We start from the raw sequence: 18,727 nt of genomic DNA, 5'->3' as shown, positions 1-18,727 counted from the left end.
ATGGTCACAAATAGAATACAACTTAATACAATAGAAGAAGCAATAGAAGACATTCGTCAAGGAAAAATCATAATAGTTGTTGATGATGAAGACCGAGAAAACGAAGGTGATTTTCTAGCAGCAGCCGAGAAAGTAACCCCAGAAATGATCAACTTCATGGCGACTCACGGCCGCGGATTAATTTGTGCACCATTGACAGAAAGCCGTTGTAAAGAATTAGGATTACACGTAATGGTGACTAACAATACTGATCCTATGGAAACTGCTTTCACGGTTTCCGTAGATTTAAGAGGTGGCGGCGTAACGACAGGAATATCGGCTGCAGACAGAGCTAAAACTGTTTTGTCTTTTGCTAATGCTGACACTAAACCACATGATTTAGCCAGACCAGGACATATTTTCCCTTTAATTGCCAAACAAGGAGGCGTCCTTAGAAGAACAGGTCATACGGAAGCAGCAATTGATTTTGCCCGATTAGCAGGTTTTAAGTCGGCAGGAGTGATTGTCGAAATCATGAATGAAGACGGAAGCATGGCACGTTTGCCACAATTGGCTAAAGTGGCTAAAAAATTCAACTTGAAATTGGTTTCAATTGAAGATCTTGTTGCCTACAGAATGCAACATGACAGTCTGATTATAAAAAAAGAAGATTATGATATTGAGACGCACTACGGGACTTTCAGACTTAGAGCGTACCAACAAACGACAAACAAACAAATACATATTGCCTTAACTAAAGGAACCTGGAATATCGGAGAACCGGTTGTGACCAGAATCAATTCCACTTCGGTAAACAACGATATTTTAGGAACACTGACCAATGATGCCGACAAGAAACTAGACAATATGTTCCAACTGATTAATAAAGAAAACAGAGGTGCAATTCTTTTTATCAACCAAGAAGTGCAGTCGGTGGACTTATTGAATCGCATAGTAGAGTTAAAAGAGCTGCAGACGAAAGGTATATTTAAAGCGCCGCAGGTCAAAATGGACAACAAAGATTTTGGTATCGGAGCTCAGATACTACACGATATCGATATCTCAAAAATAAGATTAGTCACAAATGCGGAACAAACGAAACGGGTTGGAATGATAGGATACGGCTTGGAAATCACAGAATACGTAAAGTATTAGCCCATTTTTCAATTCTATTTTTTAAATATATTTTTCCTAAAGCAAAGAAAATGAAACATTTAAAAAACAGTCTGAAAAATAGCTTAAATTTTTATCCAAATTGTTTTTGTAAACCGAAAAAGGTGCCTATATTTGCACTCGCAATCAACAAATGATTGTCGCTCACTGGAGAAATGGCAGAGCGGTCGAATGCGGCAGTCTTGAAAACTGTTGACTGTAACAGGTCCGGGGGTTCGAATCCCTCTTTCTCCGCCACATAGAGTTTCAAAAGAAACTTTAAAAGTCAAAAGCCTTTAAATACTAGTATTTAAAGGCTTTTTTGTTTTTTGTCAAGACTCAAAAGACACATATACTATCAAAGGCTAGTGTCCCTATTAGTGACCCTCTTATTTTTCATTAAAAATAGGGACACTAAAATTCAAGTATTCCCTGGGAATTCCCCGTGAATGCTAGATACTTTCAAAGTTTTTAAATCAATTTGATTATTAATTTAAAAACCTAAATTATGTTAAAAGTAATTTTTTTTCTCAAGCCCGGAAAAGCAAATACAAAAGGAGAATCTCCTGTCTTTGCGAGAATCTCCCACAATCAGCAATCTATTGATATGACCACCAGTAAACGGATCTCTAAAGAGAGATGGCAATTTACTAACAACCTTAGAAATGTACTTAAACTTGAAAAAGAAAAAGTTCTCAAACATTCCTTGGACATATTTGAGTTGAACCTCGAAAAAAAATTTAATGAGTTGACCAAAGTTGATCCAGAAATCTCTTTGACTCAACTTAAAAATGAGTTTACAGGGAAAACAAAAACTGAAGGGACAAGCATTTTACACCTGATAGAAACGCATAATAACTATTTTCAAAAAAAGGTCAATACAGACGAAAGATCTAAAGCATCGTTCCAAAAATATGAACGCTCCAAAGAACTGCTGACCATCTTTATGAAAAAGCAATATGGAATTCAAGATATTTCATCAAATGAAATTTCCAGCGCTTTCATTTATAATCTCGAATCTTTCCTTAAATACGAAAGTGTTTATAAAGGGCGCGTTGGCATTAAAAACAACTCGGTAGTAAAATATATGAGAATGTATAAAACAGCCTGTTATTATTGCATTAGGATGGGTTTGATAGATAAGAATCCATTTGCTCTTTACGATGGAAAACTAAATATTAAGGATGCAGTATTCCTAACTCAGCAGGAGTTAAACCGCATTGAAAATAAAAAGTTTGCTGCTGAGCGTCTAGAGAGAGTAAAAGACACTTTCCTTTTTAGTTGCTACACTGGATATGCACCTGTAGATGCATGTAATCTCACTTCAAATAATATATTCCAAGATAATAATGACGCGCTTTGGATTATGACTAACAGGACAAAAACAGCAATCAGGGCAAACGTACCTGTACTCCCTCCCACTCTTAAAATTATAAATAAATATAAAGATTTACAAATAGGATTAATTCCTAAGATATCAAATCAAAAAATGAATGCCTACCTAAAAGAAATTGCAGATTTATGCGGAATTGATAAAAACCTGACCTGGTATGTCGCAAGACATACTTTTGCAACCACTGTAACTTTAGGTAATGGTGTCAGAATAGAAAATGTTTCTTCAATGATGGGGCATACAAATATTAAACAAACGCAACATTACGCTAAGGTTTTAGATGTCAACGTAATGGAAGACATGGCAAAACTGAAGGAAAAATATATGTAATCTTTTATCACCATACCTAATAGAAGATATCTTTTAAACAAACCAAGTATACTCAACAAAAAAGGATTCCCGCAGGAATCCTTTTTTATTCTAACTATTCTATAAATGCAGCTACAATTGTTTTTGAGATCTTACATTTGGGTAATTAACTAATAACACTGTAAGAATCTTAAAACCCTTGTGTTATTACTATTATCATTGCCCATTTTTATTCAGTAATTTTTCTATTTTGCTTGCCTCATACAAAAATATATCACCAAGCTTTGTATATGGGAGTACACCTGTTTGGCGGTATTTTATAATGGTATTATTAGATAGTCCGAATATTTTCTTTAAATCCTCATTTCTATAATACTGCAATCGTGGCTTTACATCTTGACCGCTAATCTTAGAATCGATTTTTTCAAGTCGGGATTGCAAAGGCTCAAGCAAATTTTTGATTGCTGACAGATATGCGACTATATTAGCTTTTCCTTCTTTTGACATGATCTATGAGTTTTTAATGATTTAAATAGAGAATGAAGCACAAGCAATTTGTTAGAAATTTTGAAGGCTAATTAGCTTTTTAAATCAATTTTAGCTCTTCGTGTCTGCAACACTCTAATAATTTTATCCAGAAATTTAAGATGACTATCTCCATAGGTAAAACCCTTGGCTTCTGAAAACTGCTTGCTTATTGTGCCGATACTTACTTGATTACCAAAATCACCAGAATAAGTAAAATTATCTTCAATAAACTTTTGCATCTTACTTCTGTTCTCTTTTTCGTTTATATCGTCAAAAAATAAGATTCCTTCGTCCATTAGGATATAAAATAGTTGTGCTATTTCATTTTTATTATATTGAGAAGCACATTTAAACCTACTTCCTTTTCCTATAGCGCTTTCTCTATTTAAAGTATTAGGATATCTTTGTCCAAGTAAGGATTCGAATTGTTCTATCTTGGTAAATAATACTTCTACCGAAACAGAAAGTTCGCCAACTGTTACTTTTTTCATCGTACTACTATTTTGAAATTCTTAGCTACTAACTAGGGAACGAACAAGAAAAATAAATCCTACTCCCTTGATTTCTCTTAAAAGAGGGTTCGTACTTAATATAGCCATACTCGTTTAATTCTTTGACACATTTATGATAAGTGCTTGATGCAGATATTTTTGCTATGTGCATAATTTCATAGCTAAAAACCTGGATTGGACTAGTAAAACCCCTATCCCCACTGTATTTCAACAATGCGGCATAAACACCGATATGCGTAATACTGATACGGTAATCCTTTTCAATAGCTAAAAAGAAATCAGATAAGGGTTTTAGACTTTCCATTATTTATCAAATTGAATTAGACTGCTTTTTCACTCTTTTTTTTACTTCCTTTGGTATGTCAGGCTCCTCGTTATCGGCACTTGACCCTTGTTTTTTATTGCTCTGTTTAACGGAAGCCTTTTCGCCTTCCGACTGTTTTTCTACTTTAGCTTCTCTATTGTCAATACGCTTCATGTTCGTATCATATACATTGATGGTCTTGAATTGCGGATTAACTTCAATAAATTGCTTAACTTCTTTACCATCCTTCAAAAATGTAGCCGATTGTAAGTTCCCTTTCTTGAGAGAATCCATTAAATCTTCTTTGTATTTTGGAGTTTCTAATTCTTTTATAGGTAGTTTACTCAAGCTAGCTTCAAAATCGTATCCATAATTCTGATGGTATTGATTTAGTTTAAAATTTCCATTACTGTCTGTCTCCTTAAAATCCATTTGAACCCAAGAATTATAAAGCTGTCCCTCTTTATTAGTAAGTTCTTTATTAACTGCTCTACCTTCCATTAGATTGTAAGCTTCCTTCATCGTAATATTACTTCCTTTATTAATATAGAAAGTTTGCTCCAGCGATTCTTTAGAATTGTCTTTCTGCAAATCCACCTTGTAAGAATTAAAAAAATACATCTCACTCTGATCTGATTTTTTAAAACTTAGTGTTGCTTTGGCATGATCAACTCCGTACAGTACTTCATGATTCAATGTAAAATTAGAGGTTTGCTGCTGCATTTTCTCCTTTAATTCATTGTCCAATCCTTCTCCAAAACCAGTGTACTTAACCTGGTTACGCAAGTATTCAAAATTTTTCTCGTTCATGATTCTTATATTTAAATGATTACTATTTATAATTTCGGTAGAACAGTAAGCTGTAAAAGCTTTTTATTCTTCAACCTAAGTTCAAGGTGCCGACCACCATTCTTCTCTATTAGTTGAATTACTAAATGTTTCTTATCTGGAATCGTAAACTTGGGCAGCGCAAAAACCGCCGTGTTCTCAGACTCTCCTTTTATAGCAGTCGGTTTATTATAACTCATTATCGGTACGATTTCCAATTCTTGGGAAGCGGTACGTTTTACCTTTTTGCTGTCCCGTATAAAAAATCGGAGCTGGTCGATATCATAATTTATTTTAGAACCGTTGAGAACTCTTGTCCTATAATACAAGACATCATCTCGTATAAAGATTCCATTTAGTTGGAATTTAATCTCATCCTTTTTTTTCTTTGCACCGGAGATCTTATTTCCATTGTAAAAAGCAACTTTGGAATATTTTTCTACCTCCTCTTCGTTCGCACCCTCCGCTGAAAAGTACATTTCTGGACTTTCTGCCTTAGTTGTATGTAGACTGAGATTTAATTGCGGCGATTCGTCATCGTAGTTTACCACAAAGGAATACAGCTTGGCATCTGAGGTGATCACCGTAAGGTTGGTAGGAATAAAGCCCTGCTGTGCCGCTTTAATATGCAATACGTTCTCTAGTCCTTTCGCTTTCTGCACTAATACATCTTGGCTTCCTCGGTCTACGGTTTTAATAGTATAAGGAAATACAATAGTCGTAGTTTTCGAATACCCGATAAAAAGTGAGTCCGACGCGACTTCTTCAAAATAATTTCCTTCCGTTTTCTGTGCAACGGCTCCATTGGATAAAATCCACAAAAATGCCACTAGCAATACATTTAATTTTTTTCATGTTTTTAAGTTTTAGTATTTTAATTGGAATCATTTTGTTTTTGGTTGTCATCGAGAAGCAATACTTGATAGCCAGCTTTTACAACCACTTTAACCAACTTAACTTTCTTGCTTAGTAGGCTTTTGGCAGCCTCTATTCCTGCTCCCGCAGCCTGCGCTCCCCAGGAATCGTCAAGAGTTCCCATTCCGATACTCTGCATCGAACGATCTGCAGTTGTTTTTGCAACATCTCTATTAATAGTCCCAGGGATATAAATCCCATCCAATCCATCCATATCGTAGACAGAAAGTACTACTGGAAACAAGGAGTTATTATATCTAATACTATTTATTTTGATGCTCAATCGCTCCCCTTGTAAAGAAGCTATTCCAAATAGAAAATGATCTTTTGGTATTGCGACTCCATTAATATAAATCGCATTGGTTAGCCTCAGCTTTACTGTTGCCCCAGTAACGATGGTTTGCGTTTCATGAATCACAGCCGATATCGTATTTTGCATATCGACCGTTCTGGCATTTTCATCAAAAGAAAAAAATCCATTACGCCTGGATTGTCCATCAGTGCCCAACGGATTTTCAGGACTGCTTTGTAATAAAGAAACCATCCCTTCCATCGTTTTGGTACTAATCGTAAATACTTGTCCCCGATTTTCTTTCGAAACGTTCCGCAGTCTCTCTTGTACTCTTTCAGGATGCTGAATATCAAGTATGTTTTCTAGCATTCCACTGAGCTGCTTCAATTCAGGATCCTGCTCTTCTTTTCGTCCATCCAAAGAACTTATCATGTATTCTAACCTATTAATATCTTCAGAATGCATTTCTGAAGTAGTGGGTTTTGCATATTGATTCGAACTAGGATTCTGTTCCGCAACTATAGTTGGGCAATTAATAGCCTTTTGAAGTGCTTCCAGTTTTTTATGAATCTTTTCTTCATTTGAATCTCGATAAACCGATGTATTTAATCCACCGTTTCGATTGGTATCACTACTTCCTTTAAAAGTGGTATCCGTATCGGTTTCCGTTCCAGCTACGTGAAAAGATTGACTCAGATAATTTGGATCATTTTTGATAAGTTCATCCAGCTTTGCTGAATCGATTGCAGCTTGCTCGTAATATTTCATCTTATCTAAGAAAAGAGCTTCTCTCCCATTTGCATCTGGAAGCTTTGTATTAAAGCCTGTTTTTTCGACTGATTCTAAAGTAGCGGCATCCATTTTGCCCCCTCCTAGAATCCAAAATACAGCTGTAATAAAGGGAAGGACCAAGAGCGGCAATACCATAAACATCTTGCGCTGTCTTTGCATTTTTAGTGATTCTGTTTTTCGTTCCATACTATTGATTTTTAAATTGTGAGCGATAATAATCCTCTACGATAACAAGGCTGTCTAGTAATCCAGGGCGTAATCTTAGCATACTGTCCTGTACTTGCTTTCCATTAGGACTCCGTCCCAAACTATCCATGTACATCTGAAAACGAGCCATTCGTTCTAAGTGGGTTTTACTTAATGACGTATTAAGCGTTGTACTTTTAGTATCTAATACTAGTGCATTGGTCGGCCTACTGATGAGACTGCGCTCTATCTTGTTTGAGTTTCCATTTAGGCCATCTACAATTAAATAAATGTTCCCTCCGACCGTAAATACTACAAAACAAAATAGGATTACGATCCAGCTTTTTGCAGATAAATGTGCCGTCTTCTGTTCCAGCCACTGAGCGCATTTATGCTGCAACAAAAAAATGGCTTCGTTGCATCGTTCTAGTAGAAAGCGCTCTTTGTACTTGACACTTTCAGGATTATTTTTGCTGTTTCTTTTAAATGTGAATTTCATAATCAGTTTTTTATCATTTTCTGTTTTTTGAACTTAAATCTCTGTTTTCAATAGTGTTCCACCGCTCAATTAAAAAACCATGTGGATTGTTGTCGCTTCGTGAAACATTGCGAAGATTGCCTTCCGTTATTAGACTTCGATAAGCAATACTTGTGGGTCTTATGATATTTTGAGTCGCATAACAACGGAACTGATAGGGATATTCATTGATGTTAATTGTTACACTATCCACAGCTATCGTTTGGCTGACATTACCGGATATAATCCCAGAATAATATCCGTTTTCCTTTAAATCGTCATATATTCTTTTTGCGCTATCATCCGCCAGATAAAGCGCCTTGGTTACATTTATTTGTATCACTTTATCATCGGGATCAAGACTAAAAAACAGTCTATGAAAGGTCTTTACATGATCCTTTGCTTCAACTGAAATATTATCCTTTCTATCCGATGAGAATGCCTCCAATGCTTTACCGTTAGCCAGTATATAAACCTTATCCTGCATTTGCGAAACCAGACTAAAACTTTTGTAAAGAGCAAAGCAACAGAGAATCACACATCCAATTATAACTAGCATCGTAAAGCCTCGAACATATCGAAAAGCCGTGTCAATATTTTTCATTTTACTAAACATGATATTTCAATTTAGAGATTAAGAATTGCCTTTTAATTTATCACCCATATGACTATTCTTGTCATTGAAGTACGGAGTGGAACTACTAGAACCCGACATGCTTTGAGACATACGACTTGCTGCATTTCCCATCGCATCCGCCATCATACTGGCACCAGTACCCACACTACTTACTGCAGAATTTGTAGTATTACTAAAAATGGTGGTTACCTTTTGACTCAATGCTCCGCCACCGCCGGCATGAACTATGTAATTAGCTACTGAGGGAACTGTAAAATAACCTACAATCCCAATAATCATGAATACCAGATACGCCATATCGGTTCTACTAAAAAAAGTATCTCCATAATCATTTACCTGAGCAATGTCCAGTTGTAACATCTTCTCCTGTATTTTACCGATGATACTACCAAAAATATTAGCAACAGGAAGCCACAGATAAATATTGATGTATCTTGCCAGCCAAACGGTCAAAGTATGTTGAAAACCATCAAATACAGCGATACCAAATACTAAGGGCCCTAATACGGAAAGAACCACCAGTTGAAATGTGCGCAGAGTATCGATACAAAGTGAAGCTGCTTCAAACAATACTCTTAGTACTTCACTCATCCATTCCTTGACCGAATTGCGAAAATTAAACGATGCCTTCGCCATAGCAAATTTGACATCGTTTCCGATCCCTTCAAGCATTCCTTCATTATCAGGATTAGCATTGTCGTGTGTATATTTATACCATCTGTCCTGATCACCACTTCCTGATTCCCCTACATACATCTGCCAAGAGTTGCTACTTTTAATAGCTTCTTCTTTCTTTTGCAACAACAATCCAATAGCCTTGTTGGATCCTTCTACCATCGCCGCTGTTGCTGTAACGGTAGGCTTCATTACTCCGTTAATCAAGTCCAAGACCGAAGGAAAAATCATAATACAGAAACCAATAACAAAAGGCCTTAGCAGCGGATAAAAATCTATTGGTTCTGCACTGGCAATATGCCGCCACACTCTTGAGCCGATATACCAAATAGCTGCAAAACCAGCAATTCCTTGACCTACGCCCAATAAATTATTACATAAAGGCATCATCTCCTCGTAGAGTTGGTCCAGTACACCATGCAAGCTATTCATGTCGTCCGCTACACTTTGCGCCTGACTCGCAAAGGGCAATAGTATTCCTAGGGCAGTAAATAATACTCCCTTACTTGTCTTTGCCATATCATTCTTTGTTTAGTTATTTGCCTTGTAAATGTTACGCATTACACGCACATCATTATGCTCTTTTGCACGCTGGATCGCTAGTACAGTAGTATTGTTATTAAAGCTTCGCAGAAATAAAACTTTGTCCTGCATATCAGCATAAATCTTGTCAATCGCTGTAAGTCTTTCCTCATCGTTCATTCTTAATGTATTAGCAGTAATAACCATGACCAATTCGTCTAAATTTCGGAGACTCTGTTTCAGCAAATTATCATATACTCTTGCGCAATAGTCGATTTCATCGGGACTAAAATTGCCTCCATTTCTGAACCCTTCAAATGCGGATTTGTATTCTTTTACTAAAAGCAATTGGTATTTCACAATCTCACCCACTCTCTTATATTTACGTACCGTTGGACTTACCTGCATCAATGCGTCAAGGAATGTTTCATGGAGGCTAAAATTACCCTGAGATAAATCTTTGATCGTGTTGTACCCTCCACTAACGATTTGATACCCTTTTTTCATATCACTAAGTATCTGTTTGAATTGAGCCAATTTTTCTATGTTGAGCAGTAGTTGCTGCATTTCCTGTGATTGGGCTGAAATCCGAGGGGGGCAAAATAAACCCATGAAAAGAAGCCCTATAATTATTATCTTTTTCATTGGAAATTAGAATTAACGCCATGCATGTTACGGCTTATTTTCAGATCTTTCTTCTCTTTGGCTCTTGACAAAGCCAATAATTTTGTTTGCTTATTAAAGCTTTCACCAAAACTGTAATTTTCTAATATATTAAGATATAATGCGTCAATGCGCTTGATTCGCTCCTCTTCTTTCATTTCAAGTTGGCCATCCATTACAATAGTCAGGAGCTCCTCCATATTAGCTTCACAATTTTCAATCAAACGATCTACTACTCTTTTGATATACGCTATTTCATCTCCGTGAAATAAATCGTCCCCTTGCACTTGCTTAATAATAAAACGGGAACTATGAATTATCTTTAGCTGTAGCGCAATAATATCGGCCACCTTGAAATAGTTTTTTATTTTCGGATTAACTGTTTTTAAAGAGCTGAAATAATTGCTGTGAAGATTAAATTCCCCTCGCTTGAAATCTCCTATTGTCGTTAGTCCATTTTTGACTACAGAATACCCCTTTTGTGCATAATCAGTATAGATCCTTAAAGCAGCAATTTGCTGCAGCAACACTTTTCTTTGCTTAGCTTGTCCTTGTAAATTATTGGCGAGCAAGCCTATAAATAATAGATATAAAAATAATTTTTTCATCGCCTTATTATTTTAGTGAGGAATTCCGTAAAGCTTCTTAATCTTCTCTGCATCATGCTTCGTTTTTGCTCTTTGTAAGCTGAGTTGCCTATTTTGACTATTGAACAGTCTAAGGTCATCATAGTTAGCATCAATTTGATCAGCGGCGGTATTGATGATTTCCAATCTTTTGGCGTCACTCATTTGGATCGTAAAAGAATCCAGAATTAGAAAAATCTGGTCTATGTTTTTTAGGCTCTCGTTTAATATACCCGAATACACTTTATGCATATACTCCAGTTCTGCCACATTAAAATGTGGGTCTTGTTTAATGAGATTCCAAGCTCTGTCATATTCATCCACTAGCCGTACTTGTTTCTGCGTAATATCCCTAATGCGCTGGTAATAACTAATTATTGATTTGACTTTCATCAGCTCCTCGTAGTAATTCTTATACAAGTCCTTTTGCTTCTGTGTCCATTGAGAAATCTCTCCTAGTTTTAGTTTGGAAAGCGTATTCTCCAGTTTCTTGTGTGCATTTTGAAGCCAGATAGTTTTATTTTGCAACCGCTGTATTCGCAAGTCTATCGCCAAAATCACTTTTTTAATTGCGGCAGTTATCACTCCAACTATAGGCAAAGCAACGACTGCTGCAGGCCTTGCTGGACTACTGACCAGCAGTAGACAAAGCAAACACAAGCTTATTTTTCTCTTTGTTTTCATAATGCATTTAATTTAGGTTTGTTTTCTCCTCTATTAGAGCGTTATAGTCTCTTTTTCATCCTTTTGCTTCCCCCCGTAAGTCAGCTGCTAATGCAGCGATTCCTTTTTGAATATCGCCTCCAAACATTTTCGAATAGGCTTGGACTTTTAGTTTTTCCGTTTCCTCGGTGGTATAAGCGAGATACTCTTCTAGCGAAACTTCTGTTCGGTAAACTTTAGATAGCATTCCTCCCAGTGAGATAAATACTTCCTTGTATTTCTTGTCTGGATCATTGGATTTATTTACAGATAATACCAATGCTTTTTCTTTTTCTGTGAGCCCCAATAGTTCTTGAATCTGCTCAAATTTATTTTGATACTTACTCTGGTCTAGTAATATCTTACAGTCACTATTATTGATGATAGCTTGCTTCACTACAGGTGACGAAATGATATCTTCCACTTCTTGAGTAACTACGATTGCCTCTCCAAAAAACTTTCGAACGGTCTTAAATAAATACTTAATGTATTCTGCCATACCCTCCTTAGCAATAGCTTTCCACGCTTCTTCTATTAGTATCATTTTACGAACCCCTTTTAGCTTCCGCATTTTACTGATAAACAGCTCCATTATAATAATAGTAACCACTGGAAAAAGTATCGGATGATCCTTAATATTGTCTAATTCGAATACTATAAATCGCTCTTGCAACAAGTCTAAATTTTGAGTAGCATTGAGCAAGTAGTCAAATTCTCCTCCTTGATAATACGGACGCAGTACGTAGAGAAAGTTATTTACATCAAAATCCTTTTCTTTTACCTTATCCCCTTCCAATATTTTTACAAAATCCTCTTTTAGAAAATCATAAAATGTATTAAAGCTGGGAAACAGTTGCGGATTTATAGCTAGTTTCTCATAATACAATTGTAAAGCATTCGATAAGGCTACATATTCAATCCGATTAAAAGTCTCATCGTCTTTTTTCCAAAGTGCCAAGAGCAAGGTCTTTATACTTTCTTTTTTCTCTGTATCTAAAGTATCGCCTTCACTGATGTAAAAGGGGTTGAACTTGATTGGATTCTTTTCATCATAGGTGAAATAGTATCCATTGACCATATCACACAACCCTTTGTAACTATGACCTACATCGACAAGTACAACATGGGTTCCTTGTTCGTAATAGCTTCTAACCATATGATTGGTGAAGAAAGATTTTCCGCTTCCAGAAGGCCCTAGTATAAACTTATTTCGATTGGTGCATATCCCCATCTTTATTGGTTCATCGCTGATATCTACATGTACTGGCTTTCCAGTCAAACGATCTCCTAGTCTGATCCCAATGGGACTTAGTGACGAACGATAGCCAGTTTCCATATTTAGAAAGCAGCTTGCTTGCTCCACAAACGTATCAAAGCTATCATTCATCGGAAAATCAGCGGCGTTTCCAGGAATCCCTGCCCAATAAATCTGGGCTGCTCCCACTGTTTCTTGTTTTGCTGCTGCATCCATTTGTACTAACGCAGAAGAAACCTTGTTTTTAATGTCTTTCAATTCTTCTTTTCGATCTGTCCAAACCAAGACATTAAAATGCGCTTTGACAGGGAGCCGTTGCTGACTAATGGCTTCATTAAGAAAATCATTTGTAGCATCGCGAGCAATTAGATTTTCCCTGCTGTATGCTGATAGAGATTGTAGTCGCAGTCTTTTACTTTCCAACTTCTTCAAGGTTTTTTGGAAATCTTCTATAAAAATGTACTGATTATAAATGTGATTACACGAAAGTAACTGACCTAGAGTAGAAGCAAAACCAATGCTAAATTTGGTCCTATCGGTTGAATACCTATCATAGTTAATTCTAGAACCACATAACGCAGGCAAATCGGCTGCATCTCCTAGAGTATAAATCTGGCAATGTTTCTCTCCCACCTGTAAACTATCCTTGAAAGCGATGTCATTGAATACAAAGGATTCCGGTTTCTCAGACAAGGAACAATAGCGTTCTATAATACCAATCTTTCTGCTGTGACTTCGTAGCTCATCATCGCTAAGACGCTGTAACTTTACAAATCCGCTGTCTTCCAATATTCGTCTGAATTGTCCAGTGCTATCGACAAAATCTTGACGTACTTGTTCTTTTAAGGTTTCCTCAGGGACAATTGAAGACCTAATTAAATTAGAAAATAGCGAGCTAGAGCTTTTTCTTCCCACTGGCTTTTTAGTCAAAAAAATGTAGCAAGAATGATCTAGAAATGGACGCTCATTAAAGAATCGCTCACTACAACGACTGAGAAAACTATGGTCGTCGTTGGCAAAATGTGGTTGATGCTTGCTATCAATAAACCAGTCTTGCTTATGGAAAACGCTAAACTTTGGCAATAGCTTTATAGCTTTCACCCAAGCTTGGTGAAATGCCTCGTATTCTTGATCTGATAATGTAAATATCTCTGGTAGGGCTACTTTAAACACCACGGTAACATCTCCTTGCTTTGATAGAATACAGTCGTGTTCTATATCCATTATCGGTAAAACAGCTTCCATCCTCTTTTCCATCTTCATTTAAATTTAACTGATTCTTCATTCCTTTCACTGCAGCATTCGCATTTTGTAAATCCTTCTACTTTGAGTCTTAACTACTGTAGGTAATTGTCTTTTCGCTAGCTCTTTCATCATTCCGTGCTCTCCGTATTTGTGACTCATTTTATAAATCTTTACAGCCATCACCGTTCCTGCTATGCCAATAATTCCCAACGAGATAAAAGAGGGTAAACCGATAAAATACATCATCGAAAAAAGAATCATTAACACTACTATTCCTCCTCCAAAATACCAGATGTACTGCGCTTTTAACCCTTTAAATTCGATACTCTTATTAATTCCTTTATTTATATGATAGACGCTATTTCCCATATTTACCAAGCTTTAAACCCCAAAAAAGGATTTGATTACGGTGGTGACAACAACAAGAAATACACAGCTACCAAACCAGGCTGCTGCTACTTTTCCTGTATCAGGATCGCCCGCATTCCATTTCTGATAGACCTTAACAGCTCCTATCAATCCTAGTAAAGCACCAACAGCGTACATCAATTGCGTACCTGCATCAAAATAACTTCTCACTTTTTGATTGGCTTCATTAATTCCTGCGAGACCATCCTGTCCATATCCTTGATAACTAAATACCAGTAATACCACTATGCTAACGCCGATCATCTTCTTTTGTCGGCTCATTCTTTCAATGTTCCAGTCGTACTTCTTCATAATTCCTTGTTTTAAAGTTCCATTCGTTTAAAATAATGTAGAGCATGCCGCTGTCTCAATTTCTCATTCTTGTCACATTAAGCCATACCGCACTGAAATGGACAGGGGCAATTCCTCCACATTGTAACATTGTTCTTATTCATTCCACAAGTCCTCCACCTCTACATGGCTTAAACTTATAGTATCTAGTTTTTCACATTCTGAAATAATCAGTTCACTGACTGAGGATCTAAAAGGAGAGTTTTTAATACTGGAGTATTCGGTAAATAGCAAACTGAGATGTCCAATAAATTCTGATTTGATAACTTCTCTTTGACTTGCATCTTTTACTAGATTTTTTAGCTTTTCGGCGAAAGCATCTATATCAAGAATAGTTTCTTCTGTTTCTCCAAATGATGTTTTTTTAGAACTACCAGTAAAAGTTTGCGGATGAACTACATCATAATGAATTTCTAAATCCTTAATTCTGTGATTCCGAAGTTTCCGCTTTCCTGTCACAATTTCTGTGATGTCAAATAAATAATATCTAAATCCAATAAATAGATACCAACTGGCTAATAGCAGTACAATCACAAAGATGTAATTGCTCCATGAAATGTTTGTAAACATAGTTTCTTAATTAAATGTTCAACTTCCTTTTTTTTACCTCAAACACAAAAACAATTGATGTTTGGTTTCATAAGTCAAAAGAACAATTAGTTAACTTTACTCACAAGTACAACTTTAAGTCGTACCCTTTAGTACCCCTGATTAAAAGAGCTATATAATCTATTTTATATATTAATAATTAGTAGCCGTTTATTTTGGTAATCATCTTCTCCAGTGTCTTAATAGCAACTGCCTTATCACGGTCTTCAGCATTGTAAGACTTGCTCCTTACTGATTGATAGGAAAGCTCTTTTTTAAACGGGGTAGACAAATAAGGAACAATACTTTTAAATACCTGACTCATAGAACGGGCTTTTACGACACGAGATTCATCTGCAGCTCTCAAAATAAGAGCAATTTGATCGCACGATAAATCACATTCCATTTTAAGATTGGAATCGATTACTGTTATGTCACTTTGAGAAGTTGTAACTACAACAGCTACTTCTTTGGTTTTTATTTGCTGTTCCAGGTAGCGAATTTCATGTTGAAACCAAGTTTGTAAAACCTCTTTCAAATGAGGTTCCTGGGGGTCAAACATTCTTTTGGGCTTACAATAGAGCTGCCCAAATTCTTTGTAAATAAGTAAGATAGCGGCCAATCTATCGCCAACTTTATCATAATGATCGAGTTGGAGTAGAATCCTATTCTTAAGATAAGTACTGTATTCCTGACAATTAAAATTAAAACATATGAGTATTTCATCTGCTGTAGAATATGTATTGCTTTTTACAACTTCTCGCGTATCATTAGCTAAGGCATTCAATAACTCCTTTCTATAGACTATTTCCCTATAGGTGCTCTTATTGCAGTGTTCAGATGTCACTTTTTGATATAGTTTTGCTATAACAAGTTGTAAAGATTCTTCTGTATCTATCGACGTCAAAATGTTTTTTTTAATAACATCCAGCTTCGACAGCATTTCTCTTTTGGAAACTATTTGATAGGTGATCGGAACACGCACATCCAAACTAAGGTACTTGTAAAAACGATTTTCGACAAAAGATATTAAATCTTCTAAAACGGATGTAATGGTTACTCCAATATGATGAAGATGGGGTTCTTTAAAATGCTCATGTTGTTGGTTTTCTATACTACAATCTAAAAGATAAATAAAACTAGAGTGGTATTTTCGAACCAAAAGCCGAAACTGTCTCTTTTTTCGAACAGAAAAAACTTCTTGCTTAATTTGTATTTGAATCCTACGAGATTCCTTTACAATATGAGTAACCAGTTCCTTGCTTTCAGCAAGTGATATGGATTGTAGTACGCCACTCCTGGGGTTAAGTTCCTGCACTATTAAACAATCGAACCATTCTAAGGGGTATTTTGTTTGTATCATAGAATTGTTTTATTGGTTGTGAAAAACAATTAATTAAGGGAGCGGTAAATCTACTTGCTTAAACTACTACGGTATACTGACGGTGCTATTCCAACATGCTTTTTAAAAAAGGTACTGAAAGAAGAAGGACTGTTAAAACCCAACTCCTCTGATAAACGATTTATAGTAATTTGGTCGTCATCAAGCCTATTTTTTGCTTCCATGATAAGGGTTTCTTCAAGAATTTTCTTTACTGGTTTGCCTGTAGTCTGCTTGACCACCTTGTTCAGATGTCCGGCCGTAACATATAAAACACCTGCGTAAAACTGTACGCTATGCTGCTCTTTAAAATGAATGGCAAGAATATTTAAAAATTGAATGGTCAAATTTTCATTTCTTGTAAAACTCAAGTGGTAATCACTCACAAAATGCCCATAAATACAACGGAGTTCATATAAAAAGAGATTAAAACTAATACGCTGTAGCTCTGTAGCCGCTTGCCGAATTGCGGAATCTTTGTTCACTTGATATATTAACTTGTAGATTAGGGATACTACTAAAGTACTTTTAAGATCTAAACTAACCTTTCTAACACTTTTACCACTAAGAAAATAAAAAGCATCAAGGAGGGCTTGTTTAGTACAATTTTCTATGGCAAAGCTAGTGCTAAATGAAAGATAGAAAAGTTGTAACTGAGGATCCGTACCTAAAATGGCTAAAGAAGCTCCTTTCGAAAGCACTACTAAATCATTTTCGAATAACTCAAAAAAAACGTCACGAAACGAAAGCCTTAGACTTCCTGATTTTATAAGCAGTACAGCAGTATTGTTTATAAAGAAAGCTTCATGCTTCTCTTTCGTAAGAATACAATCTTTTAGAATTTGAACGTCTAAGCCTTTAACAGGAAGCTCATTTAAATCGATATGTAGTAAAGTCGTTAACATAAGCTCACTCATTTAAAAAAATCAAGATTTATAGTAAACTAAAGTCCTACTAATGGTTATTATCTGATTTTTCGATAACAATCAAGAAAAAAAAATACAGATTAGACAGTGTTGTAGCAAACATCAAATAACCCATGGATTGAGTACTCACATTTTTCATGCGACCATTAATCCAATAGCCGACTATTTCATCGTAGCTTAATAAATCTATAATGAAATAGAGACTAGTGAGGTTAAAAATGACCAACAATAAAAAAAAGTAAATGCGTAGTTTCATCAGTATAAAGATCATTTTTTGTTATAAAAAGATTCTTCTGTTATAGGTAAAAACGCAGATGAACGATTACTGAAATTAGGGAAGCCTGAAAAGGACCAAATTTTGACGGTACTTTCTTGTTTCCCACAGAAATTTCCCAATCTCGATCCTTATGGCCTCCTTCGGCATCAAGTGCGTATCTGGTTACTGAGGTAATCCCTAAAATCGTTTCCAGTTCTTGGACTGTTAGATTGGTAGAGTCTAATATATCCGCTTCATATGCGACAATGAAATCATACAATAAGCTGTACTCTACTTCTTTATTTTGAATGAGAGAGACAAAAAAACTCAATAAACTACTTTTTGCCGACTCGCTTAATGTGGCCGTTGCAAGTGTTGAAGTAGCCGTATTTTCTAGATTGCTCACGCTGAAAGTAATACCGTCTTCCGTTATCAAAATGTTACTTTTACCAAAGACATCGTTTACCTTCAACTTTGCTCCCACATAATTTACCTGAGCAGTCAAATCATGAATAGTTTTAGAATTTCGATGAATCTGATAGTAGTCTGTAAGCCATTTACCATATCTTTTTCCAACTTCATCATAAGGATTAGCATCATTGGCGGGGCCCAATTGTTTCACTGTGCTAGCTTGAGTAGAAACATCATTACCATCTACGGCTGTTATTCCATATTCTTCCGACGAGCAGGAAATCATTACCAAAATAACAAACAAACCTAAAAATAAATTTTTCATAATTACTAGTTATAAAATGTGACTGAGAATAATTTCTCCGTTCATTTAC

The 18,727-nt window shown here is 35.9% G+C and carries 20 protein-coding genes, 1 tRNA gene and 1 pseudogene; 3 read left to right on the top strand and 19 right to left on the bottom strand.

Going from position 1 to position 18,727, the window contains the following annotated elements; translation table 11 throughout:
- The 3 genes from ribB (at position 1) to A3SG_RS0102765 (ending at position 2,854) form a co-directional block, all read left to right on the top strand.
- Positions 1 to 1,134 carry a 3,4-dihydroxy-2-butanone-4-phosphate synthase gene (gene ribB, locus A3SG_RS0102775; protein WP_016988484.1) on the top strand — a complete coding sequence of 378 codons (1,134 nt, stop codon included), beginning with the start codon at positions 1 to 3 and terminating at the stop codon, positions 1,132 to 1,134.
- Between the two features lie 167 nt (positions 1,135 to 1,301).
- A tRNA-Ser gene (locus A3SG_RS0102770) sits at positions 1,302 to 1,389 on the top strand.
- Between the two features lie 250 nt (positions 1,390 to 1,639).
- Entirely contained in the window at positions 1,640 to 2,854 is a 1,215-nt protein-coding gene (locus A3SG_RS0102765; protein ID WP_016988483.1) for a site-specific integrase, read from the top strand.
- A 195-nt stretch (positions 2,855 to 3,049) separates the two neighbouring features.
- On the opposite strand, the gene A3SG_RS0102760 is transcribed toward A3SG_RS0102765, so the two are convergent.
- The 19 genes and pseudogenes from A3SG_RS0102760 to A3SG_RS0102670 form a co-directional block, all read right to left on the bottom strand.
- Positions 3,050 to 3,340 carry a helix-turn-helix domain-containing protein gene (locus A3SG_RS0102760; protein WP_016988482.1) on the bottom strand — a complete coding sequence of 97 codons (291 nt, stop codon included), beginning with the start codon at positions 3,338 to 3,340 and terminating at the stop codon, positions 3,050 to 3,052.
- A gap of 71 nt (positions 3,341 to 3,411) precedes the next feature.
- Positions 3,412 to 3,852 (bottom strand): hypothetical protein, encoded by a 441-nt coding sequence (locus A3SG_RS0102755; protein ID WP_016988481.1) that lies wholly within the window; start codon positions 3,850 to 3,852, stop codon positions 3,412 to 3,414.
- A gap of 28 nt (positions 3,853 to 3,880) precedes the next feature.
- On the bottom strand, positions 3,881 to 4,177 hold the full coding sequence (locus A3SG_RS0102750; RefSeq protein WP_016988480.1) for a hypothetical protein: 297 nt from the start codon (positions 4,175 to 4,177) through the stop codon (positions 3,881 to 3,883).
- 6 nt (positions 4,178 to 4,183) lie between these two features.
- Positions 4,184 to 4,987 (bottom strand): hypothetical protein, encoded by an 804-nt coding sequence (locus A3SG_RS0102745; protein ID WP_016988479.1) that lies wholly within the window; start codon positions 4,985 to 4,987, stop codon positions 4,184 to 4,186.
- 26 nt (positions 4,988 to 5,013) lie between these two features.
- Positions 5,014 to 5,844 (bottom strand): annotated as a pseudogene (traN, locus tag A3SG_RS0102740) (conjugative transposon protein TraN); the annotation flags it as partial.
- 35 nt (positions 5,845 to 5,879) lie between these two features.
- Positions 5,880 to 7,190 (bottom strand): conjugative transposon protein TraM, encoded by a 1,311-nt coding sequence (gene traM, locus A3SG_RS0102735; protein ID WP_016988477.1) that lies wholly within the window; start codon positions 7,188 to 7,190, stop codon positions 5,880 to 5,882.
- Position 7,191: 1 nt separating this feature from the next.
- Positions 7,192 to 7,689 carry a hypothetical protein gene (locus A3SG_RS0102730; RefSeq protein ID WP_016988476.1) on the bottom strand — a complete coding sequence of 166 codons (498 nt, stop codon included), beginning with the start codon at positions 7,687 to 7,689 and terminating at the stop codon, positions 7,192 to 7,194.
- Positions 7,690 to 7,702: 13 nt separating this feature from the next.
- Positions 7,703 to 8,311 carry a conjugative transposon protein TraK gene (gene traK / locus A3SG_RS0102725; RefSeq protein ID WP_016988475.1) on the bottom strand — a complete coding sequence of 203 codons (609 nt, stop codon included), beginning with the start codon at positions 8,309 to 8,311 and terminating at the stop codon, positions 7,703 to 7,705.
- 30 nt (positions 8,312 to 8,341) lie between these two features.
- A complete protein-coding gene (gene traJ, locus A3SG_RS0102720) occupies positions 8,342 to 9,538 on the bottom strand; it encodes a conjugative transposon protein TraJ (RefSeq protein ID WP_016988474.1) in 1,197 nt (398 codons plus the stop codon).
- A gap of 12 nt (positions 9,539 to 9,550) precedes the next feature.
- The gene (locus A3SG_RS0102715; protein WP_016988473.1) at positions 9,551 to 10,186 is read right to left on the bottom strand and encodes a hypothetical protein; all 636 of its coding nucleotides are present in this window, start codon (positions 10,184 to 10,186) and stop codon (positions 9,551 to 9,553) included.
- Positions 10,183 to 10,812, bottom strand: a complete 630-nt coding sequence (locus A3SG_RS0102710) for a hypothetical protein (protein WP_016988472.1) — start codon at positions 10,810 to 10,812, stop codon at positions 10,183 to 10,185. The genes A3SG_RS0102715 and A3SG_RS0102710 overlap by 4 nt, the downstream gene beginning before the upstream one ends.
- 12 nt (positions 10,813 to 10,824) lie before the next feature.
- A complete protein-coding gene (locus tag A3SG_RS0102705) occupies positions 10,825 to 11,514 on the bottom strand; it encodes a hypothetical protein (protein WP_016988471.1) in 690 nt (229 codons plus the stop codon).
- A 55-nt stretch (positions 11,515 to 11,569) separates the two neighbouring features.
- On the bottom strand, positions 11,570 to 14,044 hold the full coding sequence (locus A3SG_RS0102700) for a TraG family conjugative transposon ATPase (RefSeq protein WP_016988470.1): 2,475 nt from the start codon (positions 14,042 to 14,044) through the stop codon (positions 11,570 to 11,572).
- Between the two features lie 33 nt (positions 14,045 to 14,077).
- A complete protein-coding gene (locus A3SG_RS0102695) occupies positions 14,078 to 14,401 on the bottom strand; it encodes a DUF4133 domain-containing protein (RefSeq protein ID WP_016988469.1) in 324 nt (107 codons plus the stop codon).
- A gap of 12 nt (positions 14,402 to 14,413) precedes the next feature.
- Positions 14,414 to 14,752 carry a DUF4134 domain-containing protein gene (locus A3SG_RS0102690; RefSeq protein ID WP_016988468.1) on the bottom strand — a complete coding sequence of 113 codons (339 nt, stop codon included), beginning with the start codon at positions 14,750 to 14,752 and terminating at the stop codon, positions 14,414 to 14,416.
- A 135-nt stretch (positions 14,753 to 14,887) separates the two neighbouring features.
- Positions 14,888 to 15,361 (bottom strand): hypothetical protein, encoded by a 474-nt coding sequence (locus tag A3SG_RS0102685; RefSeq protein WP_016988467.1) that lies wholly within the window; start codon positions 15,359 to 15,361, stop codon positions 14,888 to 14,890.
- Between the two features lie 178 nt (positions 15,362 to 15,539).
- Positions 15,540 to 16,742 (bottom strand): hypothetical protein, encoded by a 1,203-nt coding sequence (locus tag A3SG_RS0102680; RefSeq protein ID WP_016988466.1) that lies wholly within the window; start codon positions 16,740 to 16,742, stop codon positions 15,540 to 15,542.
- Positions 16,743 to 16,792: 50 nt separating this feature from the next.
- Complete coding sequence (locus A3SG_RS0102675; protein WP_157485279.1) at positions 16,793 to 17,665, bottom strand: helix-turn-helix domain-containing protein; 873 nt, start codon at positions 17,663 to 17,665, stop codon at positions 16,793 to 16,795.
- Positions 17,666 to 17,982: 317 nt separating this feature from the next.
- Complete coding sequence (locus A3SG_RS0102670; RefSeq protein ID WP_016988464.1) at positions 17,983 to 18,678, bottom strand: hypothetical protein; 696 nt, start codon at positions 18,676 to 18,678, stop codon at positions 17,983 to 17,985.
- Positions 18,679 to 18,727 lie beyond the last annotated feature (49 nt).

The sequence above is a fragment of the Flavobacterium sp. ACAM 123 genome, assembly GCF_000264055.1.
Taxonomy (GTDB): Bacteria; Bacteroidota; Bacteroidia; order Flavobacteriales; family Flavobacteriaceae; genus Flavobacterium.
The sequence above is the reverse complement of the archived record's forward strand: the minus strand, read 5'-3'. Positions and strand labels throughout refer to the sequence as shown.